This is a genomic window from Geodermatophilus obscurus DSM 43160, from assembly GCF_000025345.1.
GTDB lineage: Bacteria > Actinomycetota > Actinomycetes > Mycobacteriales > Geodermatophilaceae > Geodermatophilus > Geodermatophilus obscurus.
Genome location: NC_013757.1, coordinates 3,427,478 through 3,447,701, shown reverse-complemented (window position 1 = coordinate 3,447,701; position 20,224 = coordinate 3,427,478). Strand labels below are relative to the sequence as shown.

Sequence of the window (20,224 nt, the reverse complement as noted above, 5' to 3'; positions counted from 1 at the left end):
CGGGGTGATCACGGCGAGCCCGGAGCGGCTCGCCTTTCGCACCCGTCGGAGGGCTCGTATCCTCGGTGTCACCGACGGCGGGCACCGCCGTCGGGTTCTTGGCTTTGGCCCATGTGGAGGTCGACGTGCCGCTCTCCGAGCACGAGCAGCGACTGCTGGAGCAGATCGAGCGCGCCCTCGTCGATGACGATCCCAAGTTCGCCTCGTCGGTCCGCAGCGGTGACCGCCGCGGCAAGGCGCGTCGCAAGCTGCAGCTGGGCTTCCTGCTGTTCGTCGTCGGCATGGCCGCCCTCATCGGCGGTGCGGTGATCCCGTCGGTGCCGCTGGGCGCTCTCGGTTTCCTGGTCGCGTTCGGCGGGCTGGCGCTCGCCGTCCTGAACTACCGCTCGGCCACCGGCGTGGTCGAGGCCGGCCCCGGCGGACCGGCGGGCAGCTCGGCCTCCGGCCGGGGCGGCCGGGCCGGGCGCGGCGGTGGCAAGGTCCGCCGCCAGCCGCTGAAGAACCGGCTCGAGGAACGCTTCCGCCGCCGCTACGACCAGTAGCCCGGCAGTCCCCGGCTCCGCGTGACAGCCGCCGTCCCTCCCGGACGGCGGCTGTCGTCGTCTGGGCCCCGATCGACGCAGGAGGCGCACCGTGACCGACCCCGACCCGTCCGCCGTCTGGAACGACCTCGCCGCCTCCGGGGGGCTGTGGGCCTGGGGCGACGAGGACGGCGTGGCCCCGTGGACCGACGGCGGGCACGACGTCCTCCCGCTGTGGACCGCGGCGGACCGGGCGGAGGCCGAGTCGCTCGCCGACGCCGAGCCCGGTGAGGGGCCGGTGTTCCTCGACGTCGACGCCCTGCTCGAGGCGATCCCGGAGTGGGTCGCCGCCGGGGTCGGAGCGGCGGGGCTGGAGTCCGAGGGCGGGCGGTTCCTGCTCACCGTGCCAATGGCCGAGCTCACCGAGCGCCTGCTGCGCCTCCAGGTCGACCGCTCGGCCTGAGGAAGGACCCCCTTGCCCCCCGCCACTCGCAGGCTCGCGGCGGGCCCCTGCAAGGGGGCCGGAGCCGAACTCGCCGCGAGGGCGGTGCTCAGTTGCGCAGCGCCGTCCGGCGGCCCCACCGCGGGCGGGCCAGGGCGTCGCGCAGCCCGCCCAGCAGCGACGGCGGCCACAGCAGCGCACGCAGCCGGGCTCCCCGGGGCGCCGCGGCCAGCAGCCCACGGCGGGCGGTGGCCAGGTCGGCCCGCAGCTCCGGGCCAACGGCGGGGACGCTGCCCGGACGGGCGTAGCTGGCCGCCTCCTCGGCCCGCGCCAGCCGGGTGACCGCCTCGGCCACCCCGGACGCCGGGACCTGGCGGCGGTGCTGCCGGTGCGCGCCGCCGCCGGGCTCGGCCGCTTCGGTCAGCTGCTCGGCCACCTGCCGCGGCGTCCGCGCCGGGTCGGCGGTCCGGCCCAGGTCGAGCGCGGTGGCGGCGAGCTCGTCCCACAGCGCCGCCGGGCTCCCGGTCGCCAGCCGGCGCCGGCGCTGCAGGACCCGCAGCCCGGCCGGCGCCCCGGCCAGCGCCAGCACGGCGAGGACGACCCCCGCCCCGCGCAGCACCGGCGCCCACGAGCCGGCCTGCTCGGGCGCGGTCTGCGGCAGCGGGACGTCCTGCGGCACCGGCTGCTGCTGCGGCCCCTGGGGCGTCGGCGCGGGGAGCGGCGCGGGGATCGGGTCGGTGCGCGGGTCGACCTCCAGGTCCTGCGGCCGGGGCGCCCAGGGCAGCTCCACCGCGCGGTCGGTGTCGATCGGCGTCGGGTCGTAGGGGACCCAGCCCAGGTCGTCGAAGTAGACCTCCACCCAGGCGTGCGCGTCGTCGCTGGTGACCAGCCGGCTGCCGTCGGGCTGCGACGTCCCGGGGGTGTAGCCGAGCACCACCCGCGCCGGGACGCCCGCCGCCCGGACCAGCGCCGCCATCGCGCCGGCGTACTGCTCGCAGTAGCCCTGCCGTAGCCGCAGGAAGTCGGCGAGGTCGTCGCCGCTGGTCCCCGGCGCGGTGGACAGCGAGTACTCGTAGTCGCTGTCCGGGTCGGTGAAGTGCCCGTAGACCGCCTGCACCCGCTCGTAGGGCGTCTGCGCGCCGGCGGTCAGCGTGGCGACCAGCTCGTCGACGCTCGGGTCCAGGTCGGGCAGCGCGGTGTAGCGCTGCACCAGCGGCAGCTCCGGAGGCAGCGGGCCGGCCGCGGCCAGCTCCTCCGGCGTGGGCCGCGGCTCCACCGCCGCCACCGTCCAGGTCTGCCCGGCCGTGGACACGTCGCGGCCGAACACCGTGCCGCTGCCCGGGTCGAAGCGCCACTGCTCCGGCTCGGCCACGTCCACCGTCTGGGGCGCGTAGAGCAGCGGGAGGAAACGGTCCTCGTGGCCGAGGGCGGTGACCAGCGCGTCGACCGGCCGGCCGCCGCGCCGTCCGGGGAGGTTGGCCAGCTCGGCCTCGTCGGCGACCGCGGTCTCGCCGTCGAGGTTGCCCATCGTCCAGCCCTCCGCGGCGTCGTAGACGTCCAGCGCGACGACCCGCAGGTACCCGGGGTCGGGCACCGAGGCGTTGACCTGCAGCAGGTCGACCGGCTCGTCGAGGGTCAGCTGGCCCTGCAGCGCCGCGGCCGGGTCCAGGGCGGTCCCGGTCGAGCCGCCGCCCCCGCCGCGGCCGAAGCCGCCGGAGAAGGTGCCCTCGGTCAGCGTGGGGACGACGGCGCCGACCACCAGCCCGAGCACCACGGCCACCGCCCCGGTGCGGACGGCGGTGAGCGTGCCGGCCCCCAGCAGGGGGCGCCGTCCCTCCGGTGCGCGCCGGCCCAGTCGCCGGTGCTGGTCGGCGAAGAGCAGCAGCGCCAGCCCCGCGGCCGGGGCGGCCACCGGCAGCACGCCGATCGAGCCGGTCACCGTGCTCACCGGCACGCAGAACAGGACCAGCAGCCCCAGCCCGGCCAGCGCCGGCTGCCGGGCGCCGACCGCCACCAGGTCCACGACGACCGCGATCAGGCCGGCCAGCAGCGTGGTCAGCGTGACCAGACCGGTCAGCGGCAGCGCGGGCGTGGACTGCTCGGCCAGCTCCACCGTCCCCTCGGCCATCACCGTGCCGAGGTCGGCCAGGCTGCCACCGGTCGGCAGCCAGCCGCCCCAGGCCTGCTCCGGGGCGAACAGCGCGGTGAGCACGCAGGCCAGCACGACGAGCTGGCCGAAGGGGACGGCGACGGCGACGAGCGCGGTCCACCAGCCGGGCGCGGCGCGGTCCCCGGCGAGCGCGGCGCCGCCGACCCGCAGCAGCAGGCCGCCCGCGGCGACGGCGACGACCGCGGCGAGCACCGGGGGCAGCCAGTCGCCGTCGGTGAAGACCGGCACCAGTGCGAGGGTGCCCAGGGCGGTCGCGACGGCGGCGGCCACCGTCGTCCCGGCGTCGCGCAGCAGGCCCCGCGCGGTCTCCCCGGTCACCGGGCACCCACCTGCAGGACGCCGAGCCGGGCGACCTGCGCCCACACGTCGGCCACCGAGTCCCCGGCGCCTGCGAGGGCCACCTGCCAGCCGCCGGCCCGCAGCAGGTCCGCCGCCGCCTCCTGCTGCCGGGTCAGCTCGGCGCGCGCGGCGGCGCCGACCGGCCGGCGCCGGCGGGCGGCGTCGGCCTCGGCCCAGCTGCCGATGTCGACGAGGACGGCGACGTCGGCGGCCGGGCCGGAGCGCACCTGCACCAGCTCGGCGGCCTCGTCGGGGCCCACGGCCCCCAGCAGCGCCACGACCGGCCCCTCGCCGGCCGCGCGGGTCAGCAGCCCGAGGCCCGGGGCCAGCCCCGCCAGCCGGGAGGGCGCCACCCCCGCCAGCCGGTCCAGCAGCTCTTCCGGGCCGAGTCCCGCGCCGCGCTCGACGGCGGTCAGCTCGGCGCCCTCGGTCACCACCCGGAGCGTGGCACCGCGCGCGATCAGCTCGGTGCCGATGCTCGCCGCCGCCTCCACCAGCCACTCGAGGCTGTCGGCCGGGGGCGTGTCCGGGCCGGTGGTGGCGACGGCGCGGCGGTCGGCGGGGGTGGGGCGGGCGATGAGGTGGGCGCGGGAGCGGGTGTCCAGCAGCAGGGTCGCCTGTGCGCGCCAGGGCCGCTCCTCCAGCCGCACCATCAGCTCGCCGGTGCGGGCGGTGGCCCGCCAGTGCACCTTGCGCAGGTCGTCACCCTGCCGGTACGGCCGGGTGCTCACGTCGTCCTCGCCGTGGACGGCGATCGAGCGGTGCGCGCCCGAGCCCCCGCCGCCCTGTCCGCCGCCCGGACCCCCGGGGCCCAGCGGCACGACGCGGGGGACGACGACCAGCGCGGCGGTGTCGGCGCCGACGACGTTGCGCAGCACCAGGCCGAAGGGGTCGACCAGCCGCAGCCGCAGCGGGCCGAGCCGGTAGCGGCCCCGGCGTCCGCCGTGCACCCGGTAGTGCAGCGTCGTCGATCGGCCGCCGGGCAGCCGGTCGACGACGAACTGCGGGGCCGGCCCGAGCTCCACGGGCAGGGTCTCCGCCAGCAGCCACAGCCCGCCGGGGCCGCGGCCGGCGTTGCCGAGCTCCAGCCGCACGTCGGCGTCCCGCCCGCGCGGCACGCGCGCGGGGGTGACGGTGCGGCGGGTGGCGACCCGGAAGCGGTGCCGGGCCACGGCCACGGCCGACAGCAGGGGGAGCGCCAGCACGAAGACCGCCACCTGAACCAGGGGCGTCTCGCCCAGCAGCACGCCGAGCAGGAGCAGGGTGAGCCCGGCGGCGACCAGGCAGCGGCCGCGCAGCGTCAGGCTCGCCAGCGCGGTGGCGACCGGACCGGCCACCTCAGCGCCCGCGGAGGACGGGGACGGTCCTGAGCAGGTCGGTGACCACCTGCTCGGCGGTGCGGCGGGAGGCCGCGGCGTCCGGGGTCAGCAGCAGGCGGTGGGCGAGCACCGGCACGGCCATCGTCTGCACGTCGTCGGGCAGCACGTGGTCGCGCCCGGCCAGCGCCGCGGTGGCGCGGGCGGTGCGCAGCAGCTGCAGCCCCGCGCGCGGTGAGGCGCCCAGCCGCAGGTCGGGGGAGCGGCGGGTGGCCTCGACCAGGGCCACGACGTAGCGGCGCACCGCCTCGGAGACGTGCAGCCGGCCGACGGCGGCGACCAGCGCGCGCACCCCTGCCGCGTCGGTGGCCGGCGTCAGCGTGGTCAGCGGGTCGGTGGTCACCAGGTCGTCGAGCATGGCCAGCTCGGCCTCGCGGTCGGGGTAGCCCATGGAGACCCGCGCGGTGAACCGGTCGCGCTGGGCCTCGGGGAGGGGGTAGGTCCCCTCCATTTCGATCGGGTTCTGGGTGGCCATCACGAGGAACGGCCGGGCCAGCTCGTAGCTGACGCCGTCCACGGTTACCTGTCGCTCGGCCATGCACTCCAGCAGCGCCGACTGCGTCTTGGGGGAGGCGCGGTTGATCTCGTCGGCCACGACGATGTTGGCGAAGACAGCGCCCGGCTTGAACTCGAACTCGCGGGTCTCCTGGTCGTAGACCGACACCCCGGTGACGTCGCTGGGCAGCAGGTCGGGCGTGAACTGGATCCGGCGCACGCTCGCGTCGACCGAGCCCGCCAGCGCCTTGGCCAGGGTGGTCTTGCCGACGCCCGGCACGTCCTCGACCAGCAGGTGGCCCTCGGCCAGCAGCACGACCAGCGCCAGGTGGACGACGTCGGGCTTGCCGTGGACGACGCGGGCCATGTTCGCCGCGATGCGAGCGCCCTCCGCCGCGACGTCGACCGGGGCCTCGGTCCGTGCGGCGGTCGGCGTCACCTCGGTCACGCGTCCTCCTCGCTGTCCCCCGCAAGCGGGAGGTGTTCCCAACCCGTCGGCCGCCGGTCCGACGGTGCTCTGCCCGTGCGTGACCTCGCGATCTCGGTCACGTCTCAACCGTACGTGGCCGAACGCGTCCCGGGAGTGTCGTCGGCCACGGGCGAGCCCCTCCACCGCGCCCTCCCCGGAGCCCCCACCGGCGCCCCCCACGAGCCCGTGACCGGCCCCGCCGGACGACGTCCGCGGTGAGGCGGGGTGGGACGGCCCCCCACCGCGCCCCACCGCCCGGCGGGGACCCGTCACCGGGCCGCTGACCTGCGGGAGCGGGGGTGGAGAGGACCGATCACGACATGGTGTCGAGTGGTGTCCGGTGGGGCGTAGTGGGTTACTGTGTGGCCCGGTGGGGAGGTACGGCCCGTCCCGGGGGCGCCCCGGAGCACGAGGAGGACCGATGGGGGAGGTGATCCGGTGTTCGTCGGCAGCTACCCGTTGCGTCTCGACGAGAAGGGCCGGCTCGCACTCCCCGTCCGCTTCCGCGAGCAGGTGGCCGGCGGCATGGTGATCAAGAAGGGCCAGGAGCGCTGCGTCTACGGGCTCACCATGGCCCGGGTCGCCGAGCAGAGCGCCGCGGCCGCCGCGATGGCGCCCTCCGACACCGCCGCGGCCCGCATGCGCGCCCGCATGAGCTTCGGGTCGATGGTCGAGGTCGAGCCGGACAAGACCGGCCGCATCACCATCCCCGCCAACCTGCGCGAGTACGCCGGCCTCGACCGCGACGTGGTCGTCGTCGGCGTCGACACCCGCTTCGAGATCTGGGACGCCGCCACCTGGGACGCCTACGTGGCCGAGCAGGAGGCCAGCTACGCCGACATGGAGAGCGAGGGGATGCCCACCCTCTCCTGATCCCGACGTCCCGTTCCTCCGACCCTCCGAGGCCATCCCGCCGACCGAGCCGACTTCCCCGCGGCTCGACCGGACCGGCCCGAGCCACCTTCCCCGCGGCTCGGTCCCAGCGGCACCGGAGGAGATGCACCGCCCACCGGGCACGCCGCCGGCCCCCACCGGCGCGGGCCCGCCCGTCCCCGCGGGGCTCCACCTGACGTACTTCCCCGACGCCAGGCGGACCCCGCGGGGGGCGGGCCGGGCGTCAGCCGCGGGCCGGGCCCCCACCCCGCCCCACGTCCCCCACCTCGCCCCACCGCCGCGCCACACCGACCCCGTCCGCCCTCCTCCCCAGCCACACCCACCCCGTCCCGCCCTCCCACCCCGGGCGCCCCAGGAGCGTCCCCGAGGACCGGCGAAACGCCGCTGCGCTCCGCCCCCCGACCGCCGTTCAGCCCCACCATGGACGGGCCTCCGCGCCCCGAGGGCGCCCCGACCCGTTCAGGAGCCGCCGACGATGAGCAGCACCGAGCCGGCGCTGGGAGGGTGGGCGCCGTCCGCGGTGCACGTGCCCGTGCTGCTCGACCGGGTCACCGAACTGCTCGCCCCTGCCTGCGCCGCCGACGGCGCCGTCCTCGTCGACGCCACCCTCGGCCTGGCCGGGCACTCGCTGGCCCTGCTGCGCGCCCACCCGGGGCTGCGGCTGGTCGGCCTCGACCGCGACCCCGATGCCCGCGCCGAGGCCACCCGCCGGCTCACCGACGCCGGCGTCGCCGACCGGGCCACCGTCGTCCCCGCCGTCTTCGACGAGCTGCCCGGGGTGCTCGACCGGCTCGGCCTGACCGAGGTCCAGGCGGTCCTGTTCGACCTCGGCGTCTCCTCGCTGCAGCTCGACCGGCCCGACCGCGGCTTCAGCTACGCCGCCGACGCCCCGCTGGACATGCGCATGGACCCGTCGGCGCCGCGCACCGCCGCCGACGTCGTCAACACCTATCCCACCGACCGGCTCGCCCGGGTGCTGCGCGTCTACGGCGAGGAGCGCTTCGCCACCCGCATCGCCCAGGCCATCACCCGGGAACGGGAGCGCGCGCCGTTCACGCACACCGAGCGGCTGGCGCACCTGGTGCGCGCCTCGATCCCCGCCGCCACCCGCCGGACCGGGGGGCACCCGGCCAAGCGCACCTTCCAGGCGCTGCGCATCGAGGTCAACGACGAGCTCGGCGTGCTCGAGCGGGCGCTGCCGGCCGCGCTCGACGCGCTCACCGTCGGGGGCCGGATCGCCGTCATCACCTTCCACTCCCTCGAGGACCGCATCGTCAAGCAGACCCTCGCGGCCGGTGCGGTGGACCGCACGCCGCCCGGGCTTCCGGTGCCGCTGCCCGAGATGGGCCCGACGCTGCGGCTGCTGACCCGCGGCGGCGAGGCGCCGTCGGAGGCGGAGGTCGCGGCCAACCCCCGGTCGGCCTCGGCCCGCGTGCGGGCCGCCGAGCGCATCCGGCGGGCCGCGTGAGCGCCACGGGGGCGACGGCGGTCCGGACGACGCCGCGCACGACGACGCACCGGCCGCGGACGCGGCCGGCCAGCGACCGTGAGGAGGCCGCATGAGCGCCACCGCACGCGCGGCCGGGGGCCCGGCCGAGGGCCCTCCCGGCCGCCGGACCGCGCCCCCGCCGGCGAAGGACGCCCGTCCGGAGGCTCGTCGCGGCCCCGTCCCCCCTCCAGGGGCTCGCCGCGGCCCCGTCCCGGGGCCCGCCCCGAGCGTGCGAGGGGTGGGGAGGACGGGGTCCTTCCACGGTGAGGAGCACGGGGCCCTCCTCCGGAGGATGGGCAGGACGGGGTCCTCCCAGGAGCCGCCGGCGCACGCCACGGGCAGCACCGCGCGGGCGGCCGGCCCGGCTCCGGCCCGGTCGGGCCGCGCGCACACCGCGCCGGTGCGCGCAGGCACGCCGCGGAGCCGCCCGGCGGCCCGGCCCGCGGCATCGACCGGCCCGGTGCCCCGCCCGGCGGCCGGCTCACCGGCGTCCCGCCTGCGCACCACCGTCGGGGACCACCGCGCGCCCGTCGTGCTACTCGTCGTGACCCTGCTGGTGGCCACCGCGCTGGGGCTGCTGTTCCTCAACACCGCCATCGCGGTCAACTCGCTCAAGGCGACCCAGCTGGCGGCCGCGAACGAGGACCGCGCCCAGGAGGTGCAGCGCCTGGAGCAGCAGGTCGTGTCCGGCGGCACGCCCGCCGAGCTCGCCCGCGAGGCGCGCGCCGCCGGCATGGTCCCCGCGGGTGCGGCCGCCTACCTGGTCGTCGGGGAGGACGGCACCGTCACCCTGCGCGGCGAGGCCGTCCCGGCCGAGGAGCCGGAGCCGGCCGAGCTCCCGGCCATCCCGCCGCCGCCCGTGGCCGGGGGTGGGGACTGACCGTGGCCCGTCCACCTCGTCCCCCCGCGCCCCGCCGGCGTCCCACGCCGCCGCCGCGCGACGGGGGTGGCGCCTTCACGTCCCGCCGCGCGCCCGGCAGCCGCCGGCTGGCCGGCGCGCTCCAGGTCAGCCGCCGGCGCTACAGCATCGGCTTCGTCCTCGTCGTCGTCCCGCTGCTGGTGATCACCGGCAAGCTGTGGCTGCTGCAGGGCGTCGATAGCGGGCAGTACGCCCTCGCCGCCACCCAGGACCGCATCCGGGTCCAGGACGTCGCCGCGCTGCGCGGCTCGGTGGTCGACCGCGACGGCGATCCGCTGGCCTACACCGTCGCGGCCTCCCGGATCACCGCCGACCCGACGCTCGTCGACGACCCCGCGCGCACGGCGCTGGCGCTCACCACGCTGCTCGACGTCCCGACCTCCGAGCTGACCGACCGGCTCTCCCGGGACGGCCGGTACGTCGTCCTGGCCTCGCAGGTGCCGCCGGAGACGGTCGACGAGATCGAGGAGCTGGGGCTGCCCGGCGTCTTCTCCGAGGACGACCCGGTGCGCCTCTACCCGGCCGGGTCGGTCGCCGGACAGGTCGTCGGCTTCACCGGCCGGGAGGGGCACGGGCTGGCCGGCATCGAGCAGAGCCTCGACGAGCAGCTGGCCGGCACGCCGGGGGAGCGGCGGGTCGAGGTCGGCAGCGGCGGGCACCCGATCCCCTCCGGCCTCGACCAGTCCACCCCCGCCGTCGACGGCAGCACCGTCGAGCTCACCCTCGACTCCGACCTGCAGTTCGTCACCGAGCAGCGGCTGCAGGAGACCTGCCAGGACGGCGCCACGACGCGCGCCTCGGCCGTCGTCCTCGACGTGCACACCGGTCAGGTCGCCGCCATGGGTTCCTGCCCGGGCTACGACCCCGGCAACTACTCGCGGACCGACCCCGAGCTGCTGGGCAACCCGATCGTCTCCAGCGTCTTCGAGCCCGGCTCGGTGCTCAAGGCGGTCACGCTGGCCGCGGCGATCGAGGAGGGCAAGGCGACGCCGGAGACCGTGCTCAGCGTGAACGGGCGCATCGACGCCGGGGACAGGGTGGTGCGTGACGCCCACGACCACCAGCCGATCGACTGGACGGTCACCGGCATCCTCGCCAAGTCCAGCAACGTCGGCACGATCATGCTGGCCCGCGAGGTCGGCGACGCGAAGCTGGAGGAGTACCTGCGGGCCTTCGGTCTCGGCCGCACCACCGGGATCGAGCTGCCCGGCGAGAGCGCCGGCATCCTCCAGGACTCCGCGGAGTGGACCGAGAGCCGGGCGGCCAACGTGCCGATCGGGCAGGGCGTCTCGGTGACCACACTGCAGATGGCGTCGGTCTACCAGGCGATCGCCAACGACGGGGTGCGCATCGAGCCGCGCATCGTCTCCTCGGTCGGCGGCCGGCCGGCGCCCGCACCGGAGAGCACCCGGGTGCTGAGCGAGTCCACCGCCGACGACGTCGCCTACATGCTCGAGGCCGTCGTCGGCCCCGGTGGGACCGCGCCGCTGGCGCAGGTCGACGGCTTCCGGGTGGCCGGCAAGACCGGCACCGCACAGCGGGCCAACCCCGAGTGCGGCTGCTACGACGGCGGGGGCTACGTGACGACGTTCGTCGGGTTCGCCCCGGCCGACGACCCGCAGTACGTCGTCGCGGTCGACCTCGAGCGCCCCACCAGCAACGAGGAGGGCGGCCAGGTTGCCGCCCCGGTGTTCGCCGACATCCTGCGCCAGGCGCTGACCGCGGACGGCATCGTGCCGTCGGGGACGCCCCGGCCCGACTTCGTGCTGACCGGCCCGCAGCAGTAGGAGGACCACCCTTCCCCCCACGCCTCGTCGAAGTACCCCGTCCTCCCCACCCCTTCGCAGGCTCAGGGCGGGACCCCAGACGGGGCAGCGGGCCCCTGGAGGGTGGCCGTTGCAGCACGTCCCCGGGGCCCCGCAGGGCGCCGTTGCAGTCCGTGACCAGGCCCGGGACGGGGCCGTCGTCGGCAGGTGGCGCGCCCACCGTGTGTGGGCGGCGGCCCGGGACCGGCCCGCCGGTAGATTGGAGTCCCGTGAGCCAGAGCGGGAAGGGGACGGCGTCCCGGCCGACGGGGACCGGCCCCCTGACCCTCGCCGATCTCGCCGACCTGCTCGGCGCGCCCGTCCAGGGCGACGCCGGCACCGCGGTCACCGGCGTGACGCTGGCCTCCGGGGAGGTCGGCCCCGGCGACCTCTACGCCGCCCTGCCCGGCGCCCGCACGCACGGCGCCCGGTACGCGGCCGACGCGGCGGCGCGCGGTGCGGCCGCCGTCCTCACCGACCCGACCGGCCGCGAGGAGGCCGCCGCCACCGGTCTGCCGGTGTGCGTCGTCGACGATCCGCGCGGCCTGCTCGGCGCGGTGGCGGCGCGGGTCTACGGCGAGCCGGCCCGGCGGCTGCAGGTCATCGGGATCACCGGCACCAACGGCAAGACGACGACGAGCTACCTGGTCGAGGCGGGCCTGGCCGCCGCCGGCCGCGGCACCGGCCTGGTCGGCACCGTCGAGACGCGCACCCGCGGTCGCGCCGCCGACGGCACGCCGACGGTCACCACCCTGCCCAGCGTGCGGACGACACCGGAGGCGCCGGCCCTGCACGCGCTGCTGGCCCGGATGGCCGACTCCGGCGTGCAGACGGTCGTCATGGAGGTGTCCAGCCACGCGCTGGTGCTCGGCCGGGTGGGCGGCATCCCGTTCGCCGCGGCCGGCTTCACCAACCTCGGCCGCGACCACCTGGACTTCCACACGGACATCGAGGACTACTTCCTCGCCAAGGCGCGGCTGTTCGACGGCCGCGCCGCCGTCGAGGTGGTCGACGTCGACGACCCGTACGGGCGGCGGCTGGCCGGCATGCTCGGCGACCGCCGCGCGGTCACCGTCTCCACCCAGGGCGCCGACGCCGACTGGACGGCGACCGGCCTGGGCCCCGCCCCCGGCGGCGGGACGGCGTTCACCCTGTCCGGCCCGGGCGGGCGCAGCTGGCCGGCGCGGGTGCGGCTGCCCGGGGCGTTCAACGTCGCCAACGCCGTCCTGGCCGTGGCGCTGCTCGACGCGGTCGGCGTGCCGGTGGAGACGGCGCTGACCGGGCTGGCCGAGACGGTCGTGCCCGGCCGGATGGAGCCGGTGGACGCCGGCCAGCCGTTCGTCGCCGTCGTCGACTACGCGCACACCCCCGACGCCGTCGCCACCGCCCTCGCCGCGCTGCGCGCAGCCACCCCCGGGCGGGTCCTCACCGTGCTCGGCTGCGGCGGTGACCGCGACCCCGGCAAGCGGGCGGCGATGGGGGAGGCCGCGGCGCGCGGCAGCGACCTGCTCGTCGTCACCGACGACAACCCGCGCTCGGAGGACCCCGCCGCCATCCGCGCGGCGATGCTCGCCGGCGTCCCCGCAGACCGGCGCGGCGACGTGGTCGAGGTCGGCGACCGGCGCGCCGCGATCGCCGAGGCGGTCGCCCGCGCCCGGCCCGGCGATGCCGTCCTGGTGGCCGGCAAGGGCCACGAGACCGGCCAGGACGTGGCCGGCACCCTGCACCCCTTCGACGACCGCGCCGTGCTGCGCGAGGCCCTGGCGCAGCGTGTGCCGGCCGGAGTGGAGCCTCCAGCGTGATCGAGATGAGCCTGGCCGAGGTGGCCGAGGCGGTGGGTGGCCGGCTGACGCCGGACGCCGCCGGCACCGTTCCCGGGAAGGTCACCGTCGACTCCCGTGCCGTGGCACCCGGCGACCTGTTCGTCGCCGTGCCGGGGGAGCGGGTGGACGGGCACGACTTCCTCACCGCCGCCGCGGCCGCCGGCGCGGTCGCCGCGCTGACCACCCGCCCCGACGGCGCGCTGCCCTGCGTGGTCGTCGACGAGCCGGTCGCCGCGCTGGGCCGGCTGGCCGCGGCGGTGCACACCCGGCTGGCGGGCGGTGACCTGGTCACGATCGGCATCACCGGCTCCTCGGGCAAGACCAGCACCAAGGACCTGCTCGGCCAGGTGTTGGCCACCGCGGGCGCCACGGTCAGCCCGCCCGGCTCGTACAACAACGACATCGGCCTGCCGCTCACCGTGCTCGACGCCGACGAGGACACCCGCTTCCTCGTGCTGGAGATGGGCTCACGCGGGCGGGGGCACATCGCCCGCCTGTGCCGGGTGGCCCGGCCCGACGTCGGCGTCGTGCTCAACGTCGGCTCGGCGCACCTGGGCGAGTTCGGCTCCGCCGACGGGATCGCCGTCGCCAAGGGCGAGCTGGTGGAGGCGCTGCCGGCCGAGGGCACCGCCGTCCTCAACGCCGACGACCCCCGGGTGATCGGCATGGCGCCGCGCACGCGGGCCCGGGTCGTCACCACCGGCCGGTCGGCGGGCGCCGACGTCCGTGCCGAGGACGTCGCCCTCGACGAGGCCGGCCGGGCCGGCTTCACCCTGGTCGCCGGCGGCGAGCGTGCCGCGGTGCGGCTGCAGGTGGTCGGCGAGCACCAGGTCGCCAACGCGCTCTCGGCCGCCGGGGCCGCGCTCGCCGCCGGGATGGCACCCGACGCGGTCGCCGCCGCGCTGTCGGCCGCCGAGCCGCGCAGCCGCTGGCGGATGGAGGTGACCCGCCGGGACGACGGCGTCACCGTCGTCAACGACGCCTACAACGCCAACCCCGAGTCCATGCGGGCCGCGCTGGCCGCGCTGGCGGGGCTACCGGCGCGGCGGCGGGTCGCCGTCCTCGGCGCGATGGCCGAGCTCGGCCCCGGCGCTGCCGACGAGCACGAGCGGCTGGGGCGCGACGCCGTCGCCGCCGGGGTGGACCTGGTCGTGGCCGTCGGACCGGATGCTGTAGGGATAGCCGACGGGGCGCTCGCCGCGGGTGCCCGCGAGGGCGAGGGCGCGGTGCGCGTGCCCGACCGGGCGGCCGCCCGGGAACTGCTGACGGAGGTGCTGGTGCCCGGTGACGTCGTGCTGGTGAAGGCCAGCCGGTCCTACGGGCTCGAGGTGCTCGCGGCCGACCTCCTCGCCGCCGGGGCAGGCGCGTGAGGTCGATCCTGATCGCGGCCGCGTTCGGGCTGATCATCTCGATCCTGGCCACGCCGGTCGCCGTGCACCTGTTCCGCCGCAAGGGCTTCGGGCAGGAGATCCGGGACGACGGCCCGGAGAGCCACCTGTCGAAGAAGGGCACGCCCACGATGGGCGGCACCGTCATCGTCGGGGCCACCGTCGGGGGCTACTTCATCGCCCACCTGTTCCTGATCGACCAGCCCGGCCGCGGGCCGTCGGCCAGCGGGCTGCTGGTGCTCTTCCTGATGGTGGGCCTGGGCACCGTCGGGTTCCTCGACGACTACCTCAAGATTCGCTTCCGGCGCAGCCTCGGGCTGAACAAGACCTCCAAGCTGGTCGGCCAGCTGGTCATCGGGGTCGCCTTCGCCGTCCTGGCGCTGAACTTCCCGGACGAGGCCGGCATCACCCCGGCCTCGGAGTTCGTCTCCTACGTCCGCGACATCGGCCCGCTGTTCCTGGGCTCGGTCGGCTTCGTGGTCCTCGCGTACCTGTTCATCGCCGGGTTCTCCAACGCGGTCAACCTCACCGACGGCCTCGACGGGCTGGCGGCCGGCTGCTCGGCGATGGTCTGCGGCGCCTACACGATCATCTCGTTCTGGCAGTTCACCCACGACTGCACCAGCGAGCTGATCGAGGGCTGCTACATCGTCCGCGACCCGTTGGACGTCACGCTGGTGGCGGCCGCCGGGCTGGGCGCCTGCCTGGGCTTCCTGTGGTGGAACACCAGCCCTGCCCGGATCTTCATGGGAGACACCGGCTCGCTGGCCCTCGGCGGGCTGCTCGCCGGCCTCGCCGTCGTCACCCGCACCGAGCTGCTGCTGGTCGTGCTCGGCGGGCTGTTCGTCGCGGTGACGCTGTCGGTGGTCATCCAGGTGGCCTTCTTCCGGGCCACCCGCCGCCGGGTGTTCCGGATGGCGCCGCTGCACCACCACTTCGAGCTGGCCGGCTGGACCGAGAACACGGTGATCGTGCGCTTCTGGCTGGTGACCGGGATGTCGGTCGCCTTCGGGCTGGGCCTGTTCTACGCCGACTGGCTGGCGATCGCCGGACTGTGAGGGACAGGCTGCTGCGACACGCCCCGACGGTCCGCCGGGAGACCCGCCCCGGCGGCCACGATGGCCGGATGGAGTCCACCGGGGTCCCGACCGCACCCGGGCGACGCCGGACCGGGCCGACCGGGCGCAGGACGCCGGTCCGCCGGTTCGCGCCCCCGGCCTGGCTCGACGGCCCCATGACCAGCTTCCAGCTGGTCGTCGGCGCGGCCGGCATGCTCCTGGCCATCGGCCTGGTCATGGTGTTCTCCGCCTCGGCGATCGAGGCCGCGCTCAACGACCAGCCCGCCTGGCGGCCCGGCGTCGACCAGGTCGTCTTCGCCGTCCTCGGCCTCGTCGCGCTGCTGGTGGCGGTGCGGCTGCCGGTCGGCCTGGTGCGCCGCTGGGCCCCGATCGGCCTGCTCGTCGCCGCGGCGCTGCTGGTCGCGGTGCTCGTGCCGGGCATCGGCATGGAGCTCAACGGGTCCCGGGCCTGGATCGACCTGGGCTTCACCAACTTCCAGCCCTCCGAGCTGGCCAAGCTGGTCTTCGCCCTGTGGGGCGCGCACATCCTGGCGGTGCGCGACCGCTTCCTCACCGTCAGGACGCTGCTGGTGCCGCTGGTGCCGGTGTTCGGCCTCCTGTCGTTCCTGCTCTACCTGGAGCCGGACTTCGGCGGGGTCGTCAGCCTCGGCCTGGTGCTGGTCGGCCTGCTGTGGGCCGGCGGCCTGCCGCCCCGCTGGTTCGCCGGCTTCTTCGTCGCGGGCGCGGCTGCCGTGGCGCTCATGGTCGCCGTGGCCCCATACCGCATGGAGCGGGTCACCTCGTTCCTCGACCCCTTCGCCGACCCCTCCGACACCGGCTTCCAGGCCATCCGCGGCTTCTACGCGCTGGCGACCGGCGGGCTGTGGGGCGTCGGGCTGGGCAACAGCGCGATGAAGTGGAACCTGCTGCCCGAGGCGGAGTCGGACTACATCTTCGCGATCATCGGCGAGGAGCTCGGCTTCCTCGGCTGCCTGGTCGTGGTCACCCTCTACGGCCTGCTCGCCCACGCCGGTTTCCGGATCGCCCGCCGCACGGCCGACCGCTTCGTGCAGCTGGCCTGCGTCGCTATCACGGTGTGGCTGGTCGGGCAGGCGGCCCTGAACATGGGCTACGTGGTGGGTCTGCTGCCGGTCACCGGCCTCACGCTGCCGCTGGTCTCCGCCGGTGGCACCTCGCTGGTGCTCACCCTGTTCATCGTGGGGCTGCTCATCCGCTTCGCCCGCTCCGAGCCCGAGGCCGTCGAGCACCTGCGCCGGGCCGACCGCAACCGGCTGTCCCGCTGGCTGCTGCCGGTGCCCGAGCAGACCGTCGACCCGGTGGGTTCGCGCCGCGCCCGCCGTCCCGGGCGGCCGGTCGAGGACTCCGGCCGCACGCCCGAGCGAACCGCGCGTCGCTCCGCCGGCTCCGGTGCCCGCACCGTCGCCCGCGTCGTCCCGGTCCCGCCGGGGGAGCGCGCCCCGCGCGAGCGGGTGCCGGCCCGCGAGCGGCGGACGGCGGACGGCCGCGGCCGGATCCCCGAGGCCCGCCGGCAGCCGCCGCCCCGGGCCCGCGCCACCGCCCCCGAGCAGCCGCGGCGGCCACGGTGAGCGTCAGCGTCGTCCTGGCCGGCGGCGGCACCGGCGGCCACATCGAGCCGATGCTCGCCCTCGCCGACGCCCTGCTGCGCCGCGGCGCGATCGAGGGCGGCCTGCGCGTCACCTGCCTCGGCACCGCCCGCGGCATGGAGACCCGGCTGGTCCCCGCCCGCGGCTACGACCTGCGGCTGATCCCGCCGGTGCCGCTGCCGCGCAAGCCCACCCTCGACCTGCTGCGGGTACCCGGCCGGGTGGCCCGATCGGTGTCCGAGACCCGGGCGCTGCTGCGCGAGCTGTCCGCCGACGTCGTCGTCGGCTTCGGCGGCTACGTGGCGCTGCCGGCCTACCTGGCGGCCCGCCGCGAGCGGGTGCCGGTCGTCGTGCACGAGCAGAACGCGCTGCCCGGCCTCGCCAACCGCGTCGGCGCGCGGGTCGCCGAGCGGGTCGCCGTCACCGTGCCCGGTACGCCGCTGCGCGGCGCCGCGCACGTCGGCATGCCGCTGCGGACGGCGATCAGCACGCTGGACCGCCCCGCCCGCCGCGCCGAGGCCCGCGCGACCTTCGGCCTGGACCCCGACCGGCCCACGCTGCTGGTCTTCGGCGGGTCGCAGGGCGCGGCCTCGCTGAATCGCGCCGCGGTCGGCGCCGCCGACGCGCTCACCGCCGCCGGGGTGCAGGTGCTGCACGCCCGCGGCCCCAAGAACACCGACGTCACCGTCCCCCCGCGGGCACCCGGGCAGGCGCCCTACGCCGTCGTCGACTACCTCGAGCGCATGGACCTCGCCTACGCTGCCGCCGACCTGGCCCTGTGCCGGGCGGGCGCGGTCACCGTGGCCGAGCTGTCCGCGGTCGGGCTGCCGGCGGTGTTCGTGCCGCTGCCCATCGGCAACGGCGAGCAGCGGCGCAACGCCCTGCCCGTCGTCGACGCCGGGGGAGGACTGCTGGTGGACGACGCGGACCTGTCGCCGTCCTGGATCGAGGAGCACGTCATCCCGATGGTCACCGACCCGGCCACGCTGGCCCGGTACGCCGAGCACGCCGCGGCCGCCGGCGCCCGGGACGCCGACGAGCGCCTGGCCGACATCGTGCTGGAGGTGGCCCGGTGAGCGCGGCTGCGGTGGCGGCCTGGGCCGACCCGGTGCCGAGTCTGGAGGAGCTCGGCGCGGTGCACTTCGTCGGCATCGGCGGCGCCGGGATGAGCGGCATCGCCCGCATCCTGCTGGCCCGCGGCGTGCCGGTCTCCGGCAGCGACCGCCGCGACACCCCGACGCTGCTGGCGCTGCGCGCGCTCGGTGCCCGGGTGGAGCTCGGCCACGACCCCACCCACCTGGGCGACGCCGACACCGTCGTCGTCTCCACCGCCATCCGCGAGGACAACCCCGAGCTCGCCGCCGCCCGCGAGCGGGGCCTGCGGGTGCTGCCGCGTGCGGTGGCGCTGGCCGCGGTGATGGCCGGCAAGCGCAGCGTCGCCGTGGCTGGCACGCACGGGAAGACCTCGACCACCTCGATGCTCACCGTCGCGGTGCAGGCCTGCGGCGTGGACCCCTCCTTCGCCATCGGCGGCGACCTCAACGAGTCGGGCAGCAACGCGCACGCCGGCGGGGGCGACGTCTTCGTCGCCGAGGCCGACGAGAGCGACCGCTCCTTCCTGCTGCTGGCGCCGCACGGCGCGATCGTCACCAACGTCGAGGCCGACCACCTGGACAACTACGGCGACCTGGCCGCGGTCGAGGCGGCCTTCGACCGGTTCCTGCAGACGCTGGACCCGGCCGGCTTCGTCGTCCTGTGCGCCGACGACCCGGGCTCGGCGCGGCTGCGCACCGTGCCCACCCCGGCCCGCGTGCGCACCTACGGCACCGCCGAGGACAGCGACCTGCGGCTGGTCGACGTCGAGGTGGGCCCGGAGACCACCGCCTGGACCGCCGTCCTCGACGGCGACGTGCTCGGCCGGGTGCCGATCCGGGTGCCGGGCGAGCACATGGCCCGCAACAGCGCCGCCGCGCTGCTGGCCGGGCTGGAGCTCGGCCTGCCCGCCGAGGGGCTGATCAGCGGCCTGGGCCGCTTCGGTGGGGTGCACCGCCGCTTCGAGCTCAAGGGCACCGTCGGCGGGGTGCGGGTCTACGACGACTACGCCCACCACCCGACCGAGGTCGAGGCGCAGCTGCGCGCCGCGCGGGCGGTCGCTGGCACCGGCCGGGTGGTCGTGGCCTTCCAGCCGCACCTGTACAGCCGCACGCGGGAGTTCGCCGCCGCGTTCGGTACGGCCCTCGGCCTGGCCGACGAGGTCGTGGTCATGGACGTCTACGGCGCCCGTGAGGACCCGGTCCCGGGCGTCACCGGCGCGATGGTCGCCGACGCGGTCGCCCTGCCGGCCGAGCGGGTGCACTTCGAGCCGTCCTGGTCGGCCGCGGCCCCGGCGCTGGCCGACCGGGCCGGCCCCGGCGACCTGGTGATCACCATGGGTGCCGGCAACGTGTCCATGGTCGGCCCGGAGGTCCTCGAGGCGTTGCGGGCCCGGCTGGCGCCGCCCGGCTCGCCGGCCGGTGGCGACCCGGGGGGTCCCCCGCGGTGAGCCGCTCGGGGACCACCACCAGCGACCGCGCAGGCGGGGGGTCCTCGCGGGCCGGTGTCGAGCGCCGCCGTCCGGCCGCCCGGCGGAGGTCACGCCGGGACACCCCGGCCGATCGGCGACGACGGCTGCTGCTGCGCGGCGGAGTCGCCACCGCGGTGCTCGGCCTGCTGGCCTGGCTGCTGTGGGGGAGTCCCGTGCTCGCCGTGGCCGACGTGCGGGTCGACGGCGCCGGCACACTGACCGCGGCGGAGGTCGTCGACGTCGCCGGCATCGCCGAGGGGACGCCGCTGCTGCGGGTCGACGTCGACGCCGCCGAGGCCCGGGTCGCCCGGCTGCCGCAGGTGGCCGGCGTCGAGGTGACCCGCGGCTGGCCGCGCAGCGTCGTCGTCACCGTGGTGGAACGGGTGCCGGTCGCGGAGGTGGAGGAGTCCGGGACCCGCTCGCTGGTCGACGCCGACGGCGTCCTCTTCGACACGGTCACGGGGTACCCGCCGGTCGGCGTGGTGCCGCTCGAGGTGGCCGACCCCGGACCCGAGGACCCCGCCACGCGCGCCGCGCTGGCCGCCTTGGTCGTGCTGCCGGAGGACGTCCGCGTCGACCTGGCCGACGCCCGGGCGACCAGCGCCGAGGACGTCACGCTCACCCTCGAGGACGGCACCACCGTGCTGTGGGGGAGCGCGGAGGAGGCCGGCGCGAAGGCGGATGCGCTCGTCGCGCTGCTCGGCCAGCTGCAGGCCGGGAACCTCGCGCCGGCCGACACCATCGACGTCAGCACCCCCTCGGCGGTCGTCCTCCGCTAGCAGGAGGACCCGTCCTCCCCACCCCTCGCGAGCTCGGGGCGGTGCCCTGGACGGGGCCGGCGGGATCCT

At 77.0% G+C, this 20,224-nt stretch carries 16 protein-coding genes; 13 read left to right on the top strand and 3 right to left on the bottom strand.

Annotation, left to right across the window (positions count from 1 at the left end; all coding sequences use genetic code 11):
• Positions 1-125 precede the first annotated feature (125 nt).
• Together GOBS_RS16055 and GOBS_RS16050 are read left to right on the top strand one after the other, a co-directional pair.
• Positions 126-542, top strand: a complete 417-nt coding sequence (locus tag GOBS_RS16055) for a DUF3040 domain-containing protein (protein ID WP_012949311.1) — start codon at positions 126-128, stop codon at positions 540-542.
• 91 nt (positions 543-633) lie between these two features.
• Entirely contained in the window at positions 634-984 is a 351-nt protein-coding gene (locus tag GOBS_RS16050; protein ID WP_012949310.1) for a DUF2750 domain-containing protein, read from the top strand.
• An 88-nt stretch (positions 985-1,072) separates the two neighbouring features.
• Here GOBS_RS16050 and GOBS_RS16045 read toward each other — a convergent pair whose 3' ends face one another.
• Genes GOBS_RS16045 through GOBS_RS16035 form a run of 3 tightly spaced genes read right to left on the bottom strand, consistent with a single transcriptional unit; the run spans position 1,073 to position 5,791 of the window.
• Positions 1,073-3,451, bottom strand: coding sequence for a transglutaminase TgpA family protein (locus GOBS_RS16045; RefSeq protein ID WP_012949309.1), 2,379 nt, complete (start codon positions 3,449-3,451; stop codon positions 1,073-1,075).
• The gene (locus tag GOBS_RS16040) at positions 3,448-4,809 is read right to left on the bottom strand and encodes a DUF58 domain-containing protein (protein ID WP_012949308.1); all 1,362 of its coding nucleotides are present in this window, start codon (positions 4,807-4,809) and stop codon (positions 3,448-3,450) included. The genes GOBS_RS16045 and GOBS_RS16040 overlap by 4 nt, the downstream gene beginning before the upstream one ends.
• 1 nt (position 4,810) lies before the next feature.
• Positions 4,811-5,791, bottom strand: a complete 981-nt coding sequence (locus GOBS_RS16035; protein ID WP_012949307.1) for an AAA family ATPase — start codon at positions 5,789-5,791, stop codon at positions 4,811-4,813.
• Between the two features lie 459 nt (positions 5,792-6,250).
• Here GOBS_RS16035 and mraZ point away from each other — a divergent pair, with 459 nt between their 5' ends.
• From mraZ to GOBS_RS15980, 11 genes are all read left to right on the top strand, one after another.
• A complete protein-coding gene (gene mraZ, locus GOBS_RS16030; RefSeq protein ID WP_012949306.1) occupies positions 6,251-6,685 on the top strand; it encodes a division/cell wall cluster transcriptional repressor MraZ in 435 nt (144 codons plus the stop codon).
• A 496-nt stretch (positions 6,686-7,181) separates the two neighbouring features.
• Entirely contained in the window at positions 7,182-8,174 is a 993-nt protein-coding gene (gene rsmH, locus GOBS_RS16025) for a 16S rRNA (cytosine(1402)-N(4))-methyltransferase RsmH (protein WP_012949305.1), read from the top strand.
• Positions 8,175-8,487: 313 nt separating this feature from the next.
• A complete protein-coding gene (gene ftsL / locus GOBS_RS25565) occupies positions 8,488-9,075 on the top strand; it encodes a cell division protein FtsL (protein ID WP_049788329.1) in 588 nt (195 codons plus the stop codon).
• Positions 9,076-9,077: 2 nt separating this feature from the next.
• Positions 9,078-10,901 (top strand): peptidoglycan D,D-transpeptidase FtsI family protein, encoded by a 1,824-nt coding sequence (locus GOBS_RS16015; protein WP_012949303.1) that lies wholly within the window; start codon positions 9,078-9,080, stop codon positions 10,899-10,901.
• A 248-nt stretch (positions 10,902-11,149) separates the two neighbouring features.
• Positions 11,150-12,721: a UDP-N-acetylmuramoyl-L-alanyl-D-glutamate--2,6-diaminopimelate ligase gene (locus GOBS_RS16010; RefSeq protein WP_012949302.1), complete on the top strand. Its 1,572-nt coding sequence runs from the start codon at positions 11,150-11,152 to the stop codon at positions 12,719-12,721.
• Between the two features lie 5 nt (positions 12,722-12,726).
• Positions 12,727-14,112, top strand: a complete 1,386-nt coding sequence (locus GOBS_RS16005) for a UDP-N-acetylmuramoyl-tripeptide--D-alanyl-D-alanine ligase (protein ID WP_243697749.1) — start codon at positions 12,727-12,729, stop codon at positions 14,110-14,112.
• On the top strand, positions 14,109-15,188 hold the full coding sequence (gene mraY / locus GOBS_RS16000) for a phospho-N-acetylmuramoyl-pentapeptide-transferase (protein WP_012949300.1): 1,080 nt from the start codon (positions 14,109-14,111) through the stop codon (positions 15,186-15,188). The genes GOBS_RS16005 and mraY overlap by 4 nt, the downstream gene beginning before the upstream one ends.
• A 68-nt stretch (positions 15,189-15,256) precedes the next feature.
• Positions 15,257-16,795 (top strand): putative lipid II flippase FtsW, encoded by a 1,539-nt coding sequence (gene ftsW / locus GOBS_RS15995; RefSeq protein ID WP_243697516.1) that lies wholly within the window; start codon positions 15,257-15,259, stop codon positions 16,793-16,795.
• On the top strand, positions 16,792-17,889 hold the full coding sequence (gene murG, locus GOBS_RS15990; RefSeq protein ID WP_012949298.1) for an undecaprenyldiphospho-muramoylpentapeptide beta-N-acetylglucosaminyltransferase: 1,098 nt from the start codon (positions 16,792-16,794) through the stop codon (positions 17,887-17,889). The genes ftsW and murG overlap by 4 nt, the downstream gene beginning before the upstream one ends.
• Entirely contained in the window at positions 17,886-19,355 is a 1,470-nt protein-coding gene (murC, locus tag GOBS_RS15985; protein ID WP_012949297.1) for a UDP-N-acetylmuramate--L-alanine ligase, read from the top strand. Before murG ends, murC begins: the two co-directional genes overlap by 4 nt.
• A complete protein-coding gene (locus tag GOBS_RS15980) occupies positions 19,352-20,155 on the top strand; it encodes a cell division protein FtsQ/DivIB (RefSeq protein WP_041241530.1) in 804 nt (267 codons plus the stop codon). Before murC ends, GOBS_RS15980 begins: the two co-directional genes overlap by 4 nt.
• Positions 20,156-20,224 lie beyond the last annotated feature (69 nt).